The 15,624-nt window shown below is 35.0% G+C and carries 16 protein-coding genes; 2 read left to right on the forward strand and 14 right to left on the reverse strand.

Annotation, left to right across the window (positions count from 1 at the left end):
* Window positions 1-108: 108 nt before the first annotated feature.
* The 5 genes from BN1058_RS07820 to BN1058_RS07840 all read right to left on the reverse strand — a co-directional run bounded on the left by BN1058_RS07820 (window position 109) and on the right by BN1058_RS07840 (window position 4,552).
* Complete coding sequence (locus tag BN1058_RS07820) at window positions 109-1,326, reverse strand: amidohydrolase (protein WP_090855275.1); 1,218 nt, start codon at window positions 1,324-1,326, stop codon at window positions 109-111.
* Window positions 1,327-1,439: 113 nt separating this feature from the next.
* Window positions 1,440-1,685: an SHOCT domain-containing protein gene (locus BN1058_RS07825; RefSeq protein ID WP_090855278.1), complete on the reverse strand. Its 246-nt coding sequence runs from the start codon at window positions 1,683-1,685 to the stop codon at window positions 1,440-1,442.
* A 124-nt stretch (window positions 1,686-1,809) separates the two neighbouring features.
* Window positions 1,810-2,427: a class I SAM-dependent methyltransferase gene (locus BN1058_RS07830; RefSeq protein ID WP_090855281.1), complete on the reverse strand. Its 618-nt coding sequence runs from the start codon at window positions 2,425-2,427 to the stop codon at window positions 1,810-1,812.
* Window positions 2,428-2,487: 60 nt separating this feature from the next.
* Entirely contained in the window at window positions 2,488-3,861 is a 1,374-nt protein-coding gene (locus BN1058_RS07835; protein ID WP_090855285.1) for a sensor histidine kinase, read from the reverse strand.
* Window positions 3,845-4,552 (reverse strand): response regulator transcription factor, encoded by a 708-nt coding sequence (locus BN1058_RS07840; RefSeq protein WP_090855288.1) that lies wholly within the window; start codon window positions 4,550-4,552, stop codon window positions 3,845-3,847. The genes BN1058_RS07835 and BN1058_RS07840 overlap by 17 nt, the downstream gene beginning before the upstream one ends.
* Before the next feature lie 137 nt (window positions 4,553-4,689).
* Between BN1058_RS07840 and BN1058_RS07845 the strand changes: the two genes are divergently transcribed.
* A complete protein-coding gene (locus BN1058_RS07845; RefSeq protein WP_090855291.1) occupies window positions 4,690-4,893 on the forward strand; it encodes a hypothetical protein in 204 nt (67 codons plus the stop codon).
* Between the two features lie 192 nt (window positions 4,894-5,085).
* On the opposite strand, the gene BN1058_RS07850 is transcribed toward BN1058_RS07845, so the two are convergent.
* From BN1058_RS07850 to BN1058_RS07860, 3 genes are all read right to left on the reverse strand, one after another.
* The gene (locus BN1058_RS07850; protein ID WP_090855294.1) at window positions 5,086-5,559 is read right to left on the reverse strand and encodes a GNAT family N-acetyltransferase; all 474 of its coding nucleotides are present in this window, start codon (window positions 5,557-5,559) and stop codon (window positions 5,086-5,088) included.
* 157 nt (window positions 5,560-5,716) lie between these two features.
* A complete protein-coding gene (locus tag BN1058_RS07855) occupies window positions 5,717-6,082 on the reverse strand; it encodes a DUF4363 family protein (RefSeq protein ID WP_255307022.1) in 366 nt (121 codons plus the stop codon).
* Between the two features lie 17 nt (window positions 6,083-6,099).
* Window positions 6,100-6,831 (reverse strand): YetF domain-containing protein, encoded by a 732-nt coding sequence (locus BN1058_RS07860; protein WP_090855299.1) that lies wholly within the window; start codon window positions 6,829-6,831, stop codon window positions 6,100-6,102.
* 340 nt (window positions 6,832-7,171) lie between these two features.
* Between BN1058_RS07860 and BN1058_RS07865 the strand changes: the two genes are divergently transcribed.
* Window positions 7,172-7,987, forward strand: coding sequence for a cupin domain-containing protein (locus tag BN1058_RS07865; RefSeq protein ID WP_090855302.1), 816 nt, complete (start codon window positions 7,172-7,174; stop codon window positions 7,985-7,987).
* Between the two features lie 135 nt (window positions 7,988-8,122).
* Here the strand turns inward: BN1058_RS07865 and BN1058_RS14390 are convergent, their stop codons facing one another.
* From BN1058_RS14390 to gatA, 6 genes are all read right to left on the reverse strand, one after another.
* Window positions 8,123-8,275, reverse strand: coding sequence for a hypothetical protein (locus BN1058_RS14390; protein WP_218054209.1), 153 nt, complete (start codon window positions 8,273-8,275; stop codon window positions 8,123-8,125).
* Window positions 8,276-8,508: 233 nt separating this feature from the next.
* The gene (locus tag BN1058_RS07875) at window positions 8,509-9,798 is read right to left on the reverse strand and encodes an MFS transporter (RefSeq protein ID WP_090855305.1); all 1,290 of its coding nucleotides are present in this window, start codon (window positions 9,796-9,798) and stop codon (window positions 8,509-8,511) included.
* Window positions 9,799-10,092: 294 nt separating this feature from the next.
* Complete coding sequence (rlmD, locus tag BN1058_RS07880; protein ID WP_090855307.1) at window positions 10,093-11,469, reverse strand: 23S rRNA (uracil(1939)-C(5))-methyltransferase RlmD; 1,377 nt, start codon at window positions 11,467-11,469, stop codon at window positions 10,093-10,095.
* Window positions 11,470-11,693: 224 nt separating this feature from the next.
* Window positions 11,694-12,602, reverse strand: coding sequence for a diacylglycerol kinase (locus tag BN1058_RS07885; RefSeq protein WP_090855310.1), 909 nt, complete (start codon window positions 12,600-12,602; stop codon window positions 11,694-11,696).
* Between the two features lie 114 nt (window positions 12,603-12,716).
* A complete protein-coding gene (gatB, locus tag BN1058_RS07890; protein ID WP_090855313.1) occupies window positions 12,717-14,147 on the reverse strand; it encodes an Asp-tRNA(Asn)/Glu-tRNA(Gln) amidotransferase subunit GatB in 1,431 nt (476 codons plus the stop codon).
* Window positions 14,147-15,616 (reverse strand): Asp-tRNA(Asn)/Glu-tRNA(Gln) amidotransferase subunit GatA, encoded by a 1,470-nt coding sequence (gatA, locus tag BN1058_RS07895; protein WP_090855317.1) that lies wholly within the window; start codon window positions 15,614-15,616, stop codon window positions 14,147-14,149. Before gatA ends, gatB begins: the two co-directional genes overlap by 1 nt.
* Window positions 15,617-15,624 lie beyond the last annotated feature (8 nt).

Genomic DNA, 15,624 nt, shown 5'->3' on the forward strand with positions numbered 1-15,624 from the left:
TTTTAAATAGTATTATGAAAGTCTTTCTTTCACATATATATAATTTTTGTGGTACGTTCACACAAAATGGGACAAGGGTGTCTGTAAAGTTTCCCCTTGTCCCATTCATTATAATTTTCCTGCTACAACATTCCCTCTATACATAACTGCCTTTCTTAGAGGAATTCTTGCTATAGCCTCTGCAGAACAAGAAGCATCGGTAAATACAAAACTAGCCTCGTCCCCTACTCTTGGCCATTGACGATTCCCTTTATTATCTAAAGGATATGTACCATCAGTGATAAAGCCGAGTGCTCTTGTTAACGAATGCTCATCAATCCATCCGAACTTTTCTGCCATTCGACTCGCTCTTTGTAGAAGATCCCCACTACCAAAAGGACTCCAATGATCATTAATATTATCATTAACAATATGAAGTTTTACTCCTTTTTCATAGAGTAACGGAATTGGAGGGCACGGTACATCTATTGGTACTGTTGTAGCTATACTAATCTGTTGTTCTGCCATAGATTCAGCCAATTCACTTACCTCTTCTATCGAACTATTTCCCAAACAATATGCATGACTAATATTAACTCTACCTTGCCATTTTGCTTGCTCTGCCATCTGTATCAGTCGTTTAATTGTATATAGTCCTAACGAGCCTCCATCATGTAAATGTATATCAACGTCTGCATCAAACTCTACTGCGATATCCATCATTTTTTCTAAGGAAGCCTCAATATTATTATCAATTGTTGCAGGGTCCAATCCACCTACTACTTTCACACCATTACGCATCGCATCTTTCATCAAGGAAGCTGCATTACTTCTTAATAACCCATGTTGTGGAAAAGCTACTAACTCATAATTCAATTTATCTTTATCATTCTCCAAAGCAGTCGTTACTCTTTCCATATTACCTAAGCCTATAACAGGATCTACATTACAATGTACTCGGGCAGCGGTCACCCCATTACCTGTAATCAACTGTAATAAGCTTTCTGCCCTTTCCGTCGTGTGTGCAAGAAAGTCAGTAAGAAACCCTTCTTCCTCTTTTATCCGATCAAATACACCACGAAATGGTGTGCTCGCCTTCCAGGGTCCACCATAGTGTCCTTTATCTAAATGAATATGCTTCTCCGTAAACGAAGGTAATACCAATGATTGCTTTGCATCTAAAATAGGTATATCATCCGAAGGTAATTCTCCTTTTTTAATAGCGGCAACTTTACCATCTTTAATTAATAAATGCTCAACCGTTTTTTTTGTAGATGTAATCTCATTGTCTTCATACACAAAACCATTCTCTAGCAGAACATTACTCAACCAAAATTGCTTGTTCATTACGTGACTCCTTTCAAGTTTAATTGGGACAAAGAGTCTGACCCCTTGTCCCATTAATGATGTAATATAAAATTATAATGGATAAAAAGAAGGTTAACAACTCATTTATTTCTCTACTTAATATGCTCCTTTATTTGCTCAAACTCTTCAAAGCTTATTTCACCTCGTGCTAATCTAGTCTTAGCAATTCCCAACGCATCTGAATCAGTTTGTTGCTCGTTTCTATTATTATGATTTGATACTTGTTGTCTATTAACTCCTAAATAAACAAGATAGCCGACTAATAAAATGATAACGATCATCATAAATAACCCACCTCCATAGCCAAACATTCCTGAACCATGTCCAATTCCCATCATTGCTATCTCTCCTTTCATTAATCATATTACTTTTTATTAATGGAGAATTTATGAGCAACTTATGTGAATGTTATGGAGATTTTTAAAATAAATAAGAGGTCAAGGAGGCTGACCCCTTGTCCCATTATTTATTAGGATTTAGGACGATTTTTCTAACAATGCTAGAGAATAAGTCTTCTTTTTGATCAATTATTAGTCCTGCCTTTTTTATGTTATCCATTGTTCTTCGATTGATATTGGCTCCCCACATTTTAACTGTAATAGGATTTAGTACATCCATTAGCTTCCCTACTATTTCATTATCACTTCTCATATGCTCCAATAAAATAATCTTTCCATCCGGTTTACAGACTCTTCGCATTTCCCTAAGTCCTTTTACTGGATCAGGTACCGAGCAATAAACACAGGTAGCAACAACATAATCAAATGTATTATCTAAAAAATCCATTTGTTGCGCATTCATTTCCATAAGTTTAAGTGGATAAGATAGTGTAAGCTTATCTACCTTTTGTTTAGCATGCATTAACATTCCAGAACTAAAGTCGATACCTGTCAAATGTACATGATTAGAATAAAATGGTAAATTAGCACCAGTGCCAATACCCACTTCTAAAACATTCCCCTTTATATTTTCAAGCAGCTCTTTCCGCCAGCTCTCCTTAATCATTACATCCATGGAATCGTATACCTTTGATACCCGATTATAACGTTTCTTAATCGTTTCAGTTAATTTCTGATCCATATTAAAACCTCTCCTCAACATCGAAGATAAAATTTGAAAAGCCCTAACGAATAGATCGTCTTACTTTATCGGAAACTGCACTTTCACCGTTGTTCCAACACCTAATTGGCTTTGTATCTTAATTTTCCCTTGGTGGGCTTCTACAAGTGCCTTAACAATGGATAAACCAATGCCAATTCCTCCTGTTTTACGATCCCGTGATTTATCTCCTCGATAAAATCTTTCATATAAGAAGGGGAGGTCCTCTTTACTAATTCCTTTCCCTTCATCTTTAACGATAAAAGTCATTTCAGTATCTGTTGCTGCTATATCAATAAATACACTTTTTCCTTCTGGAGTGTATTGCAACGCATTGTTAACTAAATTGGTTAAAATTTGTATGACCTTATCACGATCTCCTGAAAACCATCGTTGTTCTTCAGGATAGTTAATTTTTAAATCCACACCTTTTTTCATAAATAAAGAGCTAAATTGATTTTCTATAGAAGTTAAAAGTTTACCAAGTTCAATATTCGTCCGGTCCAGCCTGATCTGGGGATTTTCAGCTGCAATTAATTTCTCTAATTCATTCACTAACCGCACTAATCGCATCAGTTCATCATGACATTGTTCCAATTTTTTAGCATCTGCTTCCCATATGCCATCTTGAAAAGCCTCAATATGACTTCTTAATGTTGCCAGCGGTGTCCTAAGCTCATGAGCAAAATTTGCCGTGAATTGTTTTCGAAGTGTTTCCTCTTTTGCCAACGATTCCGCTAATTGATTAAAAGACTCTCCTAAAGGTCTCATTTCCTCAGTCAATTCTTGAACAGGTACTCTACTTCGCCATTGCGATTTGCGCAACCCTGTAACTGCATGGATTATCTTTCTAAGGCCTGTTGTTAATCGATTAGAGAACAATAAACTAAATAATACCGATAAAATAATTGTTATCAACACTGCAAGGAGAATATTTCTTTTAATTTCATTTAAGAAAATAAAATCCTCTCCTGTTAATTCTTCTGGATAAAAAACAACCAATGTTCCGACTGTTCGTCCATTTTGTTTTAATGGATAAGAATCTGACTGATAATTATCTGATTCCTTTGAGGAAGAACCATGCATCCCATTCATCATACCCATCATCGAGAGAAAGGATGTTGTATCTAATAATAAATCACCGTCACGATCATAAAGCTGATAATATAAATCTTCTGACATAGCATGTCGATGCGTGATATCATCTATTTGCTCATTCATTAATTCTCCATTTCTATCATACTGCAAAAGGGCTATTTCTCTAATTTCTGCTATTTGTTCTTCTCTATTTTTTTTAAGATAATCAGAAAATTGATTTTCAACACCAAAAAAAATAGTAAAGCTAGTAATGAAAACACCACACAAGGAAACGATCAGAAGGTAAATAAATATCCTTGATTTAAAGGTTAGATTCATCCTTTTCTCCCCCAAACTTATATCCCATTCCAAATACAGTCAGGATAAATTCTGGATGACGCGTATCTGTCTCCATTTTTTTACGCAAATTTTTTATATGCGTATCTATGCTTCTCTCGTATCCTTCAAAATAGATGTCATCCTCTTGTATCTTTTCTAATAAATCTGCTCTACTATATACTCTACCTGGATAGCTTGCCATTGTAATTAAAATTTTATATTCATTTGGAGTCAAAGAAAGAATATTAGTATCGAGCTTTACTTCTTTTTTAACATGATCAATTACTAACTGTTGATTATTGAAGCTAAGTTGTTTCGCCTTCGTCATCTGCTGTGTTCTTCTTAATAAGGCTTTTACTCTCACTACCACTTCTCTTGGACTAAATGGTTTTGTCACATAGTCGTCTGCACCAATGACAATTCCATTAATTAAATCGTCCTCAGATGACTTAGCAGTAAGCATGATAATTGGTATATCACTATCTTTTCTTACTAGCCGACAAACCTCTTCACCAGAAATATCAGGTAACATTAAATCTAATATAATAAGATCCGGATGCTTTTCCTTCACTTGTTTTAGTGCTTCAATTCCATTAGAAGCAAAAAGTATTTCCCAGCCTTCTTTTTCAAAATAGGCTTCTAACACCTCAAGTATTACTTTTTCATCATCAACTACAAGTATTTTAGCCATACAATCACCTCTTATATGCATATTATCATCTTCTTTAGAAAAAAAGATAATCTCCACAACTTCCACACAACTTAAACATATAAACGACATATGTAATGGATAAAATGAAAATAACAAAGAAAGGAGATGGTGCACAAATGAAAAAAATTCTAGTTAGTTTGTTAGGTGCTACAATTATTATAGGAGGAGCAGCAACCTATACATTTGCACATTCAAATGAAAGTTTTAATGTGAATGATCATCATCGTTTTAATTATGAAGAAATGAAACCTTATATTCAAGAGATGCATCCTAATTGGTCAAGCCAAGAACAAAGGGAAATGTTTGAGTTCTGTCATTAATTAATGAACGATTACTAAATTTGCTGAGTGGATCTGAGCTTTGCTCCATTCATCAAATGGTACAATAGGTTTTTAGACGGACATGTAAATTAAAACAAATAGCATAAAAGAAGGAGTCTTCAATTTAACGAAGACTCCTTTTCTACCTTAATAGAAGAAAGAATTGATATTGTTTTCATCTCAAAACAACGCTTAAATTTGTTGAATGCTACACTTTTGGTATTTATAAGAAAAACTATCCTTGGCATATTGCACTTCTCCTACTTTACTAAAACCTCTTTTTTCATAAAAAGCATGATTATCCTTTCTAAAATCGGATGCCTGTAATTCAAGTATTTCTAAATCGTTAAATGTTTCCTCTATATAGTTGAGAACCATCGTACCAATCCCCATTCTCTGATAGGCCGGATCTACAAACAATCTAATTAACTCATACTTTCCTGAATCCAATCGCGATAAATAAAACCCACCAATTATTGTATTCTCATCTGTTATTTTATAATACAGGTGACTTTTTATAATCTCCACTTGTCGATCCACTGAATCATAACCTGGTGGACCTTCCCCACAAATAGCCACATCTATTTGAAAGGCTTTAACTTGAACTGCTACTAAATACTCGGCTTCATCTACTGTTGCTTTGGATATGCTAAAAATATCATGCACTCCCTTCTGTTTTGTTACCTTAAATACTTTTGTATTTTACTATAACACACTTACCAATTGTTTCTTCCAAGACCAGTTACTCAAATTTTTCAGTAGTAAAAAAAAGTGTTACTCTAAGTTTGAGTAACACTTTTCCACCTCTCATTTCAATCGCTAATTATTTTGCTAATTTATCCCACATTTCATAAAAGTAATACACTTCTTCTATGATTGCTTTATCATCATTAATTTTTATTCCACCTCTAATGCGAGAAAGTATGCCATTAATCTCAATAATATATTCTTTCTCTACACTATATTGGATTCGTCTGACTATTTTTTTCCATGCATTTTCCGAATAAGTTATATTTTCTTCTGCCTTATCCCAGTTTTTTTCTAAAACGTTTTGTTCTAGTTGAGTAATGGATTCAAATAGTCTATCGTCATCTCCAAATGGCCCTTTTAAAAAATAACCGCTGTTCATAACGACTATAAAAGAAACTAGTGTAAAAATGGGGATAAAATATAACAAAATTTTTTTCACTTTATTCACCTCGTATATTAATAAGGTCCTTTGTAATCACCCATATCTTCTTCTTTACCTATGTGGTCCTCGTATTTATCAATATATAATTGTTCATTTGGTAAAATTAGAGCATATGCTACCTCTTTAACATCTCTTATTCCACGTGCTTGCAATTGTCCGTTTAACCAACCCATATCTTTTTTCCTTTGTGTTAAATTTTGTTCGATAACAATACCATCTTGAATAACCTCTGTTGATAAACCGCTCGGCGTGCTTGGTATGTGTAAATCCTTTGGAGTTACTGGAAGATTGTCTGCTTTTTGTAGCACAGAAAGACCACCATTTATTTCTATAATCGCGTATTCAACCTGTGTAATATCAAAAACTCCTTTATCACGCAATAGCATCATCAATTCGCCCAATTTGATTCGCATCTTCTTTAAATTTTTTTCTAAAATTCTTCCGTTTTCTATAACAACAGTGGGTTCGCCATCTAAAACTTTCCCTAAGTAACGATTTTTAACCGTAACATATTGCAAAACGCCGGTTAAAATCGCGTATCCTGCTAAACCGACCCAATGTGCCCAAACTTTAGAGGAAAGTTCTGTAGCAAGGGTTGCTGCAATCGAACCTATTGTAATGCCATTAATATAATCAAAAAAGGTTAATTGTCCCACTTCTTGCTTTCCAAGAATTCTTGTGAAAATTAAGAGAGAGAAAAATGATATAACTACTCTCACAATGACAATAAGCGCTTCATCTAACATTTTATTCCTCCTGCTATAATTTCCTAATTGCAATAACAATAGAACTCACTAAAAATCTACTCATTTTACAGTTAAAACCTGATCAAGTTATTGTGATTTTTAAAAGTATATTTACAAGAACATACATTGTAGTTAAAACTGTTATTTTAATATACTAATAAAATTTGCAAGATTAGCATTTTTATACAGACATTTTATATAATTGAAATAAAATTATTGTTAAAGACACGGCGTTTGTCTCGATGTAGCTCGATTTACTTTTGTTAGGTCAGTGTAATTAGGTACAATATCTAAGCCAATTGCATAAGATAATTCGAAAAACTAGAAGGGATTGAAATAAATGTACTATGTTCCTTATATCTACCCATATCAACCCTATTATGCGAACATGCCAGTATATAATGACGGAAGACAGTTTGTGTATTCAACTTATCCAAATAGCCTAGCACATCCTAACAGACACGACTTTGTTCGCTCTTCAAATATTAATGGAGAGATTCCGCTAAAAGATTATGGACCAAATCCATTTGTTGTTGATATTAATAAAGCAACAAATCAAAATAATACGTACCGTACTGCACTATGGACGGGACCACACTTACAAGTTACTTTAATGAGTATCGATGTTGGCGATGATATCGGATTGGAAATACACCCTGATGTTGATCAATTCTTACGTATTGAACAAGGTCAGGGAATTGTACAAATGGGAAAAAGCAAAGATAATTTAAATTTTGAAAGAAATGCATATGATGATTTTGCTATAATGATACCGGCTGGAACATGGCATAATGTTACCAACACAGGTAATACACCACTAAAACTTTACTCGATTTATGCCCCGCCTAACCATCCATTTGGTACGGTCCATGTTACCAAAGCAGATGCTGAGGAAGAAGGTCACGCTCATGACAATGAGAGCACAGTTATTTTTGGTAAGGCTCCAGATGGATGGATCAAGCATACTGAATTTTTGGTAAATGAAGGGTTAGAAGATGTTGAAAGAGGTATTAATGCTACGCACATTCTTCAAGAATTTATTCTAATGGGAGTTCTTGTAGGAAAAGGCTATTCACCTGAAAGGGCCTATGAAACAGTAGAGGAATGGGAGCGTACAGGGGAATCCAAGCTTCTTCAACAAAGTAAAAAAATGTAGAAATAGAACGGAAAGCATAAGATAAAATCAAAAGAATTGTAATTGTTAACCTTTTAGACTTAGAGGTATTTCTAAGTCTCTTTTTAATTTTGAAAAGATATGAGAATTATATCTATATTGAGCTACTAAAATCTATTATTCTATTTGTTTCTTCATAAAATAATTTGTTAACAAGACACTTTGTCTATTCACTACCTGTTTTTTGATTACTTTATAGCCTTTTTTATCTATATCTCCAAAACCGACTATTATGTCATTGTCCACAGCAACAAACGTTATATGTTTCATAAAAGAATTATTCCATTCGTTTAAATCAACCGAACCTGTTGCCCAAACATTTAACTGCTCCTGGTTATAGTCCTTTGCATTTATGTGCGAACTGTATCGTAAAATAACTTAGCTAAACATTTGCAATCCTCGTGTTTGTATTTTCTAATAATTATCAAAAGCTACTCCTATAAAAACAAATAATAGTATTCTATTTCACGTAAAAAACCCCTAGAACTAAAGCCGATATCATTTTAATCCATGCTTTTTTCAGACTCGACACTTTCTGATAGTTTCAAGCCAATGTATGCTGCGTCAATATTTTTTATTACTGGTAAGTCTCGAAGATCTTTGTTAAAGAAAAACCAGTAAATCGGTACTACTGCAATTCCAATTGCGATGAAGCCAAACACTATTTGACTTCCAATCCATTCGGTAAGTGTACCACCAATCAACGATCCAATAGGCATAGCGATTGTATTGATGCTCATTAATACAGAAAATACGCGACCTAACAAATTTTCTGGAATAGTTGTTTGAAGTAAAGCCGCAAAAAGTACATTTGTCATCCCAATTGGAATCCAAGCCATACCGAATAAAGCAATACTCACAGCAGTCCAAGGTGCAATCGATGAGAGTACCCATAAGACTGAACCGATACTAAAAGAAACGATAGAGAATATACCTAACGGATATCTTTCAGCCCAGGAAGCAGTTAGTGCACCTAATAAAGACCCAGCTGATAATGCCGCTAAATAATATCCGTAAATAGTAGAACCCCCTAATGTATCTGCCAGAACTGGTAAGACTGCAATAGTCATACCAATTGCAAAATTTGCTACTACACTCCCAAGAATGATTTTCTCAAGTAAACTACCACGTATGGAAGATACACCCTCTTTTATCTCATCTGTATAAGTACGCATTACCTTTTTAAAAGATTTCTTTGATTTTTTGTTTAGCTTTTTCTCTTTTTGCGGAACGTTTAACGATAGAAATAGTAATGCCGCGATAAGAAATGTAATGGAGTCGATAATGTATAAAGAAACAGCACCTACTGCTGCCACAAGTATTCCAGCGATAGCGTTAAATGTTAAATCGACACCTTGGTAAGCAAAAGAAAAAGCAGCGTTTCCTTTAACAAGTTCTTCTTTTGATAATATTTTTGGAAGGCCTGCTGATTGTGCAGGATATGCAATCTGATTGACAAGCGTTGCGAGTGGCATAACTGTAAGGACAACCGATACATTTAGTAACTCTAAATAATAACAAATAGGGATAATAATAATGAGGAAAAATTCAATAAGCTGCGAAATGACTAATGTCCATTTCAATTGCCATCGGTCGACAAGAGGACCAGCAAGAAATTGGAGCGATTGGGGTAATAATGTTAAGAAACCAGCTAGCCCTGTATAAAAAGCGGAACCTCCTAATTCATATACAAGCCACATTGCTGCTACAGCATAAAGGCTATCTCCAGCATTGGAAACCAATCTCCCTAAAAATAAGAATAAAAAATTTCTATTTTTAAATACACTAATCATCAATTTGCACTCCTTATTATTTACCGTGATAACTAAAGTATAGATTTTACTCCTCTCTTATTAAACCATCCAGCACAGTAAATTAACTCCGCCTCCAGACGTAATTACATGCGACATTCATTTTTAAAAAAATATTATCATCATTAATTTTAAGCGATAGTATTTACTTTTTCTAAACTAATTTTTGTGTGAAGATAAGACCATGAGGTAAAAATCCCCCGAACGATTCGTCCGAGGGAACATAGTACACACTTGAATTTTTAGTTAAAAACCATTGCACCTATTGATATCAAGCTATTTTAACTCTATCAACGCCACGCACTCGACATGATTCGTCTGTGGAAACATGTCAACTGGCTGTACTTCCTTTGTCTTATAACCCCCGTCTTCTAGTATCCGTAAATCTCGTGCTAGTGTAGATGGATTACAAGACACATACACAATACGTTCAGGTTTCATTGTAAGCATTGCTTCTAGTAGTGCTTCGTCGCAGCCTTTTCGTGGAGGATCGACAACGATCACATCTGGTTTTAATCCTTGAGCTGTCCACCAAGGCATTACTTTTTCTGCTTGTCCAACAACAAATTCCGCATTCTCCATTTGATTTAATTTGGCATTTTCTTTTGCATCAGCAATCGCTTCACCTACTACCTCAACACCATAGACTTTTTTTGCTTGTTGTGCCAAAAATAATGAAATCGTTCCAATACCACAATACGCATCAATGACGGTTTCTTCCCCTGTTAATTGGGCATATTCTAATGCTTTATTATATAGTTGCTTTGTTTGGGTAGGATTTACTTGATAAAATGATTTTGCGGAAATAGCAAAGGTAATGTCACCAATTTTATCATGGATATATGATTCTCCAGCGAGCAGTCGGGTTTCTTTACCAAGTATCACGTTGGTCCGATCTTTATTAATGTTTTGCATAATGGATGTCACATTCGGATAGGTTTCTTTAATTTCATTCACAAGTGCTTTTTTATTCGGTAATTCTTTTGTTCGGGTAACAATAACGATCATCGTTTCATCGGTCATTTCCCCAGTTCGAACCATAATATGACGAAGCACCCCACGATGGGTTTTTTCATCATATGCAGGAATGCCTAATCGCTCTGCTATACTACGCACAGCTTCGACCATACGATCATTTAATTCCGATGTGATGATACAGCGATCCATCCCCTCAATAATGTCATGGCTTTTCTTTCGATAGAATCCCGTAATTAACTCTCCATTCTTTTCAGCAACAGGAATCTGAACCTTATTGCGATAACGCCATGGATCATCCATTCCAATTGTCGGGTGAACAAGTACTTCTTCTATATGTCCAATCTTTTTCATCACATTTACTACTTGTGCATGTTTCATCTCTTTTTGAAGCTTATAACTCATATGCTGCAGTTGACAGCCACCACATTGATAATAAACATTACATGGCGGTTCTACACGATCAGTGCTTTGGTTGTCTATGTCTATTAATTTCCCTATAGCAAAGTTTTTCTTTACCTTAATAACTTTTACCTTTGCTGTCTCCCCTGGTAACCCATAGGGTACAAAAACTGGATAACCCTTTATTTTACCGACACCATTCCCTTCATGGGTCATATCTTCGAATACTAATGTTATCATTTGGTTTTTTTGTACGGGTGCTTTTTGTTTTTCCATTGTAATCAACGTCCTTCATTATCTAATACTGATCAAAGTTTATCACAAATATACGTTCTAAGAAATATCACGCATTCGTACCTGATTTTTTAGCTATACCGTTTTATTTTATACCCAACCCCCAATGATTCTAATCACCAAAAAAGCAATCCGACATTTCCCGGGAAATATTCGAATATTGACGAATAGAATCAGACAAAAAAATGAAAGAAGAATGCCTTATTTTAGCTTTCTTCTTTCACTTCAAATGATTCGGGGACAAAATATTCAATATGTTTATGCAGATTAACAAATTCACCAGGTAATAGTCCGCCAAATTCACCATCCACATTTAATTGCATTTTTTCATCTGTCTGCACTTTGATTCGATTAGCACGTGTATAGAATATACGATCATCTTCTAAATGATTCCCTTTCAATGCTTGGGTAGCAAGGCGTACAAATTCTGCAAGATTTGTTTTCTTTAATATTAATAAATCAAATAAACCATCATTCATTTCTGCATTAGGTGCTAATTTTTCGAATCCACCAACTGAATTTGTATTAGCTACAAGAAATAACATAATTTCATCTTCGAATATTTTTCCATCATATTCAATTTGGACATTAATTGGTCGCAAAGATGGCAGCATTTCAATTCCTTTTAAATAATAGGCTAATTGACCAAGCATTGTTTTTAACTTACTAGGTACTTCATAGGACAATTCCGTTAATTTACCCCCACCAGCAATATTCATAAAGTAATGATCATTTACTTTTCCGATATCTAAAGCAACTGGATTATTATCTAGAATGACATCAACTGCTTTTTGAATTTGACGTGGAATATATAGTGCACGTGCGAAATCATTTGTCGTACCTACTGGTATAATGCCTAACTTTGGTCTATTGATTTGTTCAGCCATGCCGTTGATGACCTCATTTATTGTTCCATCGCCACCAGCAACTACGATAACATCAAAGTTTCGTTCTACTGCTCGTTTAGCAGCTATCGTTGCATCACCAATACCAGTTGTAGCATGAACAGATGTTTCATACCCTGCTTGTTCAAACCGTTGCAAAACTTCAGGTAACTCTTTCTTAAATATTTCACGTCCAGAAGTTGGGTTATAAATAATTCGAGCGCGTTGCATTAAAAGGCCCTCCCTACTTTCACTTTCCTATCTAACATCATAGCCGTTTTGTTAGAAAAAGAAAAGCTGTTTCATTGTAAAAAGAAGGCTACCAATAGTAGCCCTCTTCAATCCTTATCGCTTTTCCATTTCTGCTAGGATGATTTTATTTACCATAGGCGGATTTGCTTGACCTTTGGTTTCTTTCATTACTTGTCCGACCAAAAATCCTAGTGCTTTATCTTTTCCATTCTTATAATCAATAATAGATTGTTCATTTTTATCTAAGATGGCAGAAATAATCTCTGTTAATTGTCCTTCATCTGAAATTTGAACGAGCCCTTTATCTTTAACAATCTTTTCTGGATCCCCACCTTTTTCTACTAGCTCAGCAAATACTTTTTTCGCAATTTTAGAAGAAATTGTTCCATCTTCTATCAATTGAATCATTTTTGCTAGTGATTGCGGTGTTAAAGCAAGGTCATGTAATTCTTTTTGCTGTTTATTCATATATGCAGATACTTCACCCATTAACCAGTTTGATGCTTGCTTGACATCTGACCCTGCAGCAATCGTTGCTTCGAAAAAGTCTGACATTTCTTTTGTACTAGTCAATACCATCGCATCGTATACTGGTAATTCTAACTCATCAATATAGCGAGCTTTTCTGGCATCAGGAAGTTCTGGAATTTCGGCGCGAATACGTTCTTTCCATGCTTCATCAATATAAAGCGGTACAAGGTCTGGTTCAGGGAAGTAACGATAATCGTCTGATCCTTCTTTGACACGCATTAGAATCGTTTCTTTTGTTTGCTCATCATATCGACGTGTTTCTTGTAGAATCTCGCCACCAGCTAATAATACTTCTTCTTGACGCTTTTCTTCAAACTCTAATCCTTTTTGAACAAAAGAGAAAGAATTTAAGTTTTTCAATTCTGTTTTTACCCCGAATTCTTCTTGACCAATTGGACGAATAGAGATATTTGCATCACAACGCAAAGATCCCTCTTCCATCTTACAGTCAGAAACACCTGTATATTGAATAATATTTTTAAGTTTCTCTAAATATGCATACGCTTCTGCTGGTGAGCGTAAATCAGGCTCTGATACTATTTCTACTAATGGCGTTCCTTGACGGTTATAGTCAACTAAAGAATAACCATCGTCACTGTGTGTTAACTTACCTGCATCCTCTTCCATATGCAGACGTGTAATACCGATGCGTTTTTTCTTTCCTTCTACTTCAATTTCAATCCAACCGTTTTCACCGATTGGCTGATCAAATTGTGAAATTTGATATGCTTTCGGATTATCTGGATAGAAATAATTCTTACGATCAAACTTTGTATCTGAAGCAATGTCACAATTTAAAGCCATTGCTGCTTTCATTGCAAAGTTAACAGCTTCCTCATTTAATACAGGTAATACACCTGGATAACCTAAATCAATTGGATTGATGTTTTCATTCGGTTTTGCACCAAAATGATTAAAGCTTGGACTGAAAATTTTTGAATTTGTTTTTAATTCTACGTGTACTTCTAAACCAATAATTGTTTCAAAATTCATTATTTCGCACCTCCCAATGTTGGGCGTTTTTTATGATGATCCGTTGCTTGTTCAAACGCATATGCAGTGCGATAGATTGTTGTTTCATCAAAGTGTTTTCCGATAATCTGTAATCCGATAGGCAGGCCATTTGTTGAGAAACCACAAGGAACAGATATCCCTGGTACACCTGCTAAGTTAACTGGAATAGTCAAGATATCATTGGCATACATCGTTAATGGATCATCAGTTTTTTCACCAACTTTAAATGCTGGTGTAGGCGTTGTTGGTCCAATAATTACGTCATAATCTTCAAATACTTTTTCAAAATCATTTTTAATTAGTGTACGAACCTTTTGTGCCTTTTTATAATAGGCATCATAATAACCTGAACTTAAAGCAAATGTACCTAACATAATACGGCGCTTTACTTCATCACCAAAGCCTTCACTACGAGATAACTTAAACATATCTAACATATTCGTTGCTTGTTCAGAACGAACTCCATAGCGAACACCATCAAAACGAGCAAGGTTTGCTGAAGCCTCTGATGAAGATAGGAGATAGTATGCTGCAACTGCATATTTTGAATGGGGTAGAGACACTTCCTCCCATGTTGCACCTAAGTCTTCATATACTTTAAGTGCTTGAAGGACAGCTTCTTTTACTTCTGGCGTTACCCCTTCTTGTAAGTATTCTTTTGGTACAGCAATTTTCATTCCTTTAACATTTTCTTTAAATGCTGCACTATAGTCCGGAACGGTAATATTAGCAGATGTGGAATCCATTTCATCGTGTCCGGCAATTGCTTGTAAGACATGCGCATTATCTTCTACTGTTCGTGTGATTGGTCCGATTTGATCTAATGATGAAGCAAATGCCACAAGGCCGAAACGTGAAACAAGTCCATAAGTGGGTTTTAAGCCTACTACACCACAAAACGCTGCTGGCTGACGAATCGATCCACCTGTATCAGAACCAAGTGAAAAGAATACTTCATTCGCTGCTACTGCTGCAGCTGAGCCACCACTTGATCCACCTGGTACATAGTCTGTATTCCATGGATTACGAGTTGCCGTATAGCTAGAGTTTTCATTAGAAGAACCCATTGCAAACTCATCCATATTTAATTTTCCAATCGTAACTGTACGTTCTTTGTTAAGCCTATCTACTACCGTTGCATTATAAAGTGGATCATTAAAGTTATCTAGCAATTGACTAGCACAAGTTGTACGTAAACCTTTTGTTACTAAATTATCTTTAATTCCAGCAGGAATACCAAATAATAGATTTGTATGATCATTTGCTAACTGTTCTAATTCTTTTGCATTCTCACGAGCCCCTTCTTCATTCAAAGTTAAGAATGCATGAACCTGATCATCTACTTCATTAATCCGTTCATAGGATGCATTTACTAAATCAGTAATAGTGATTTCTTTATTATGTAGCTTCTCTTGTAATTCTTTCAATGTATAATCGAATAACGACATGCTGTATT

Source organism: Paraliobacillus sp. PM-2, from assembly GCF_001368815.1.
Classification (GTDB): domain Bacteria; phylum Bacillota; class Bacilli; order Bacillales; family Amphibacillaceae; genus Paraliobacillus.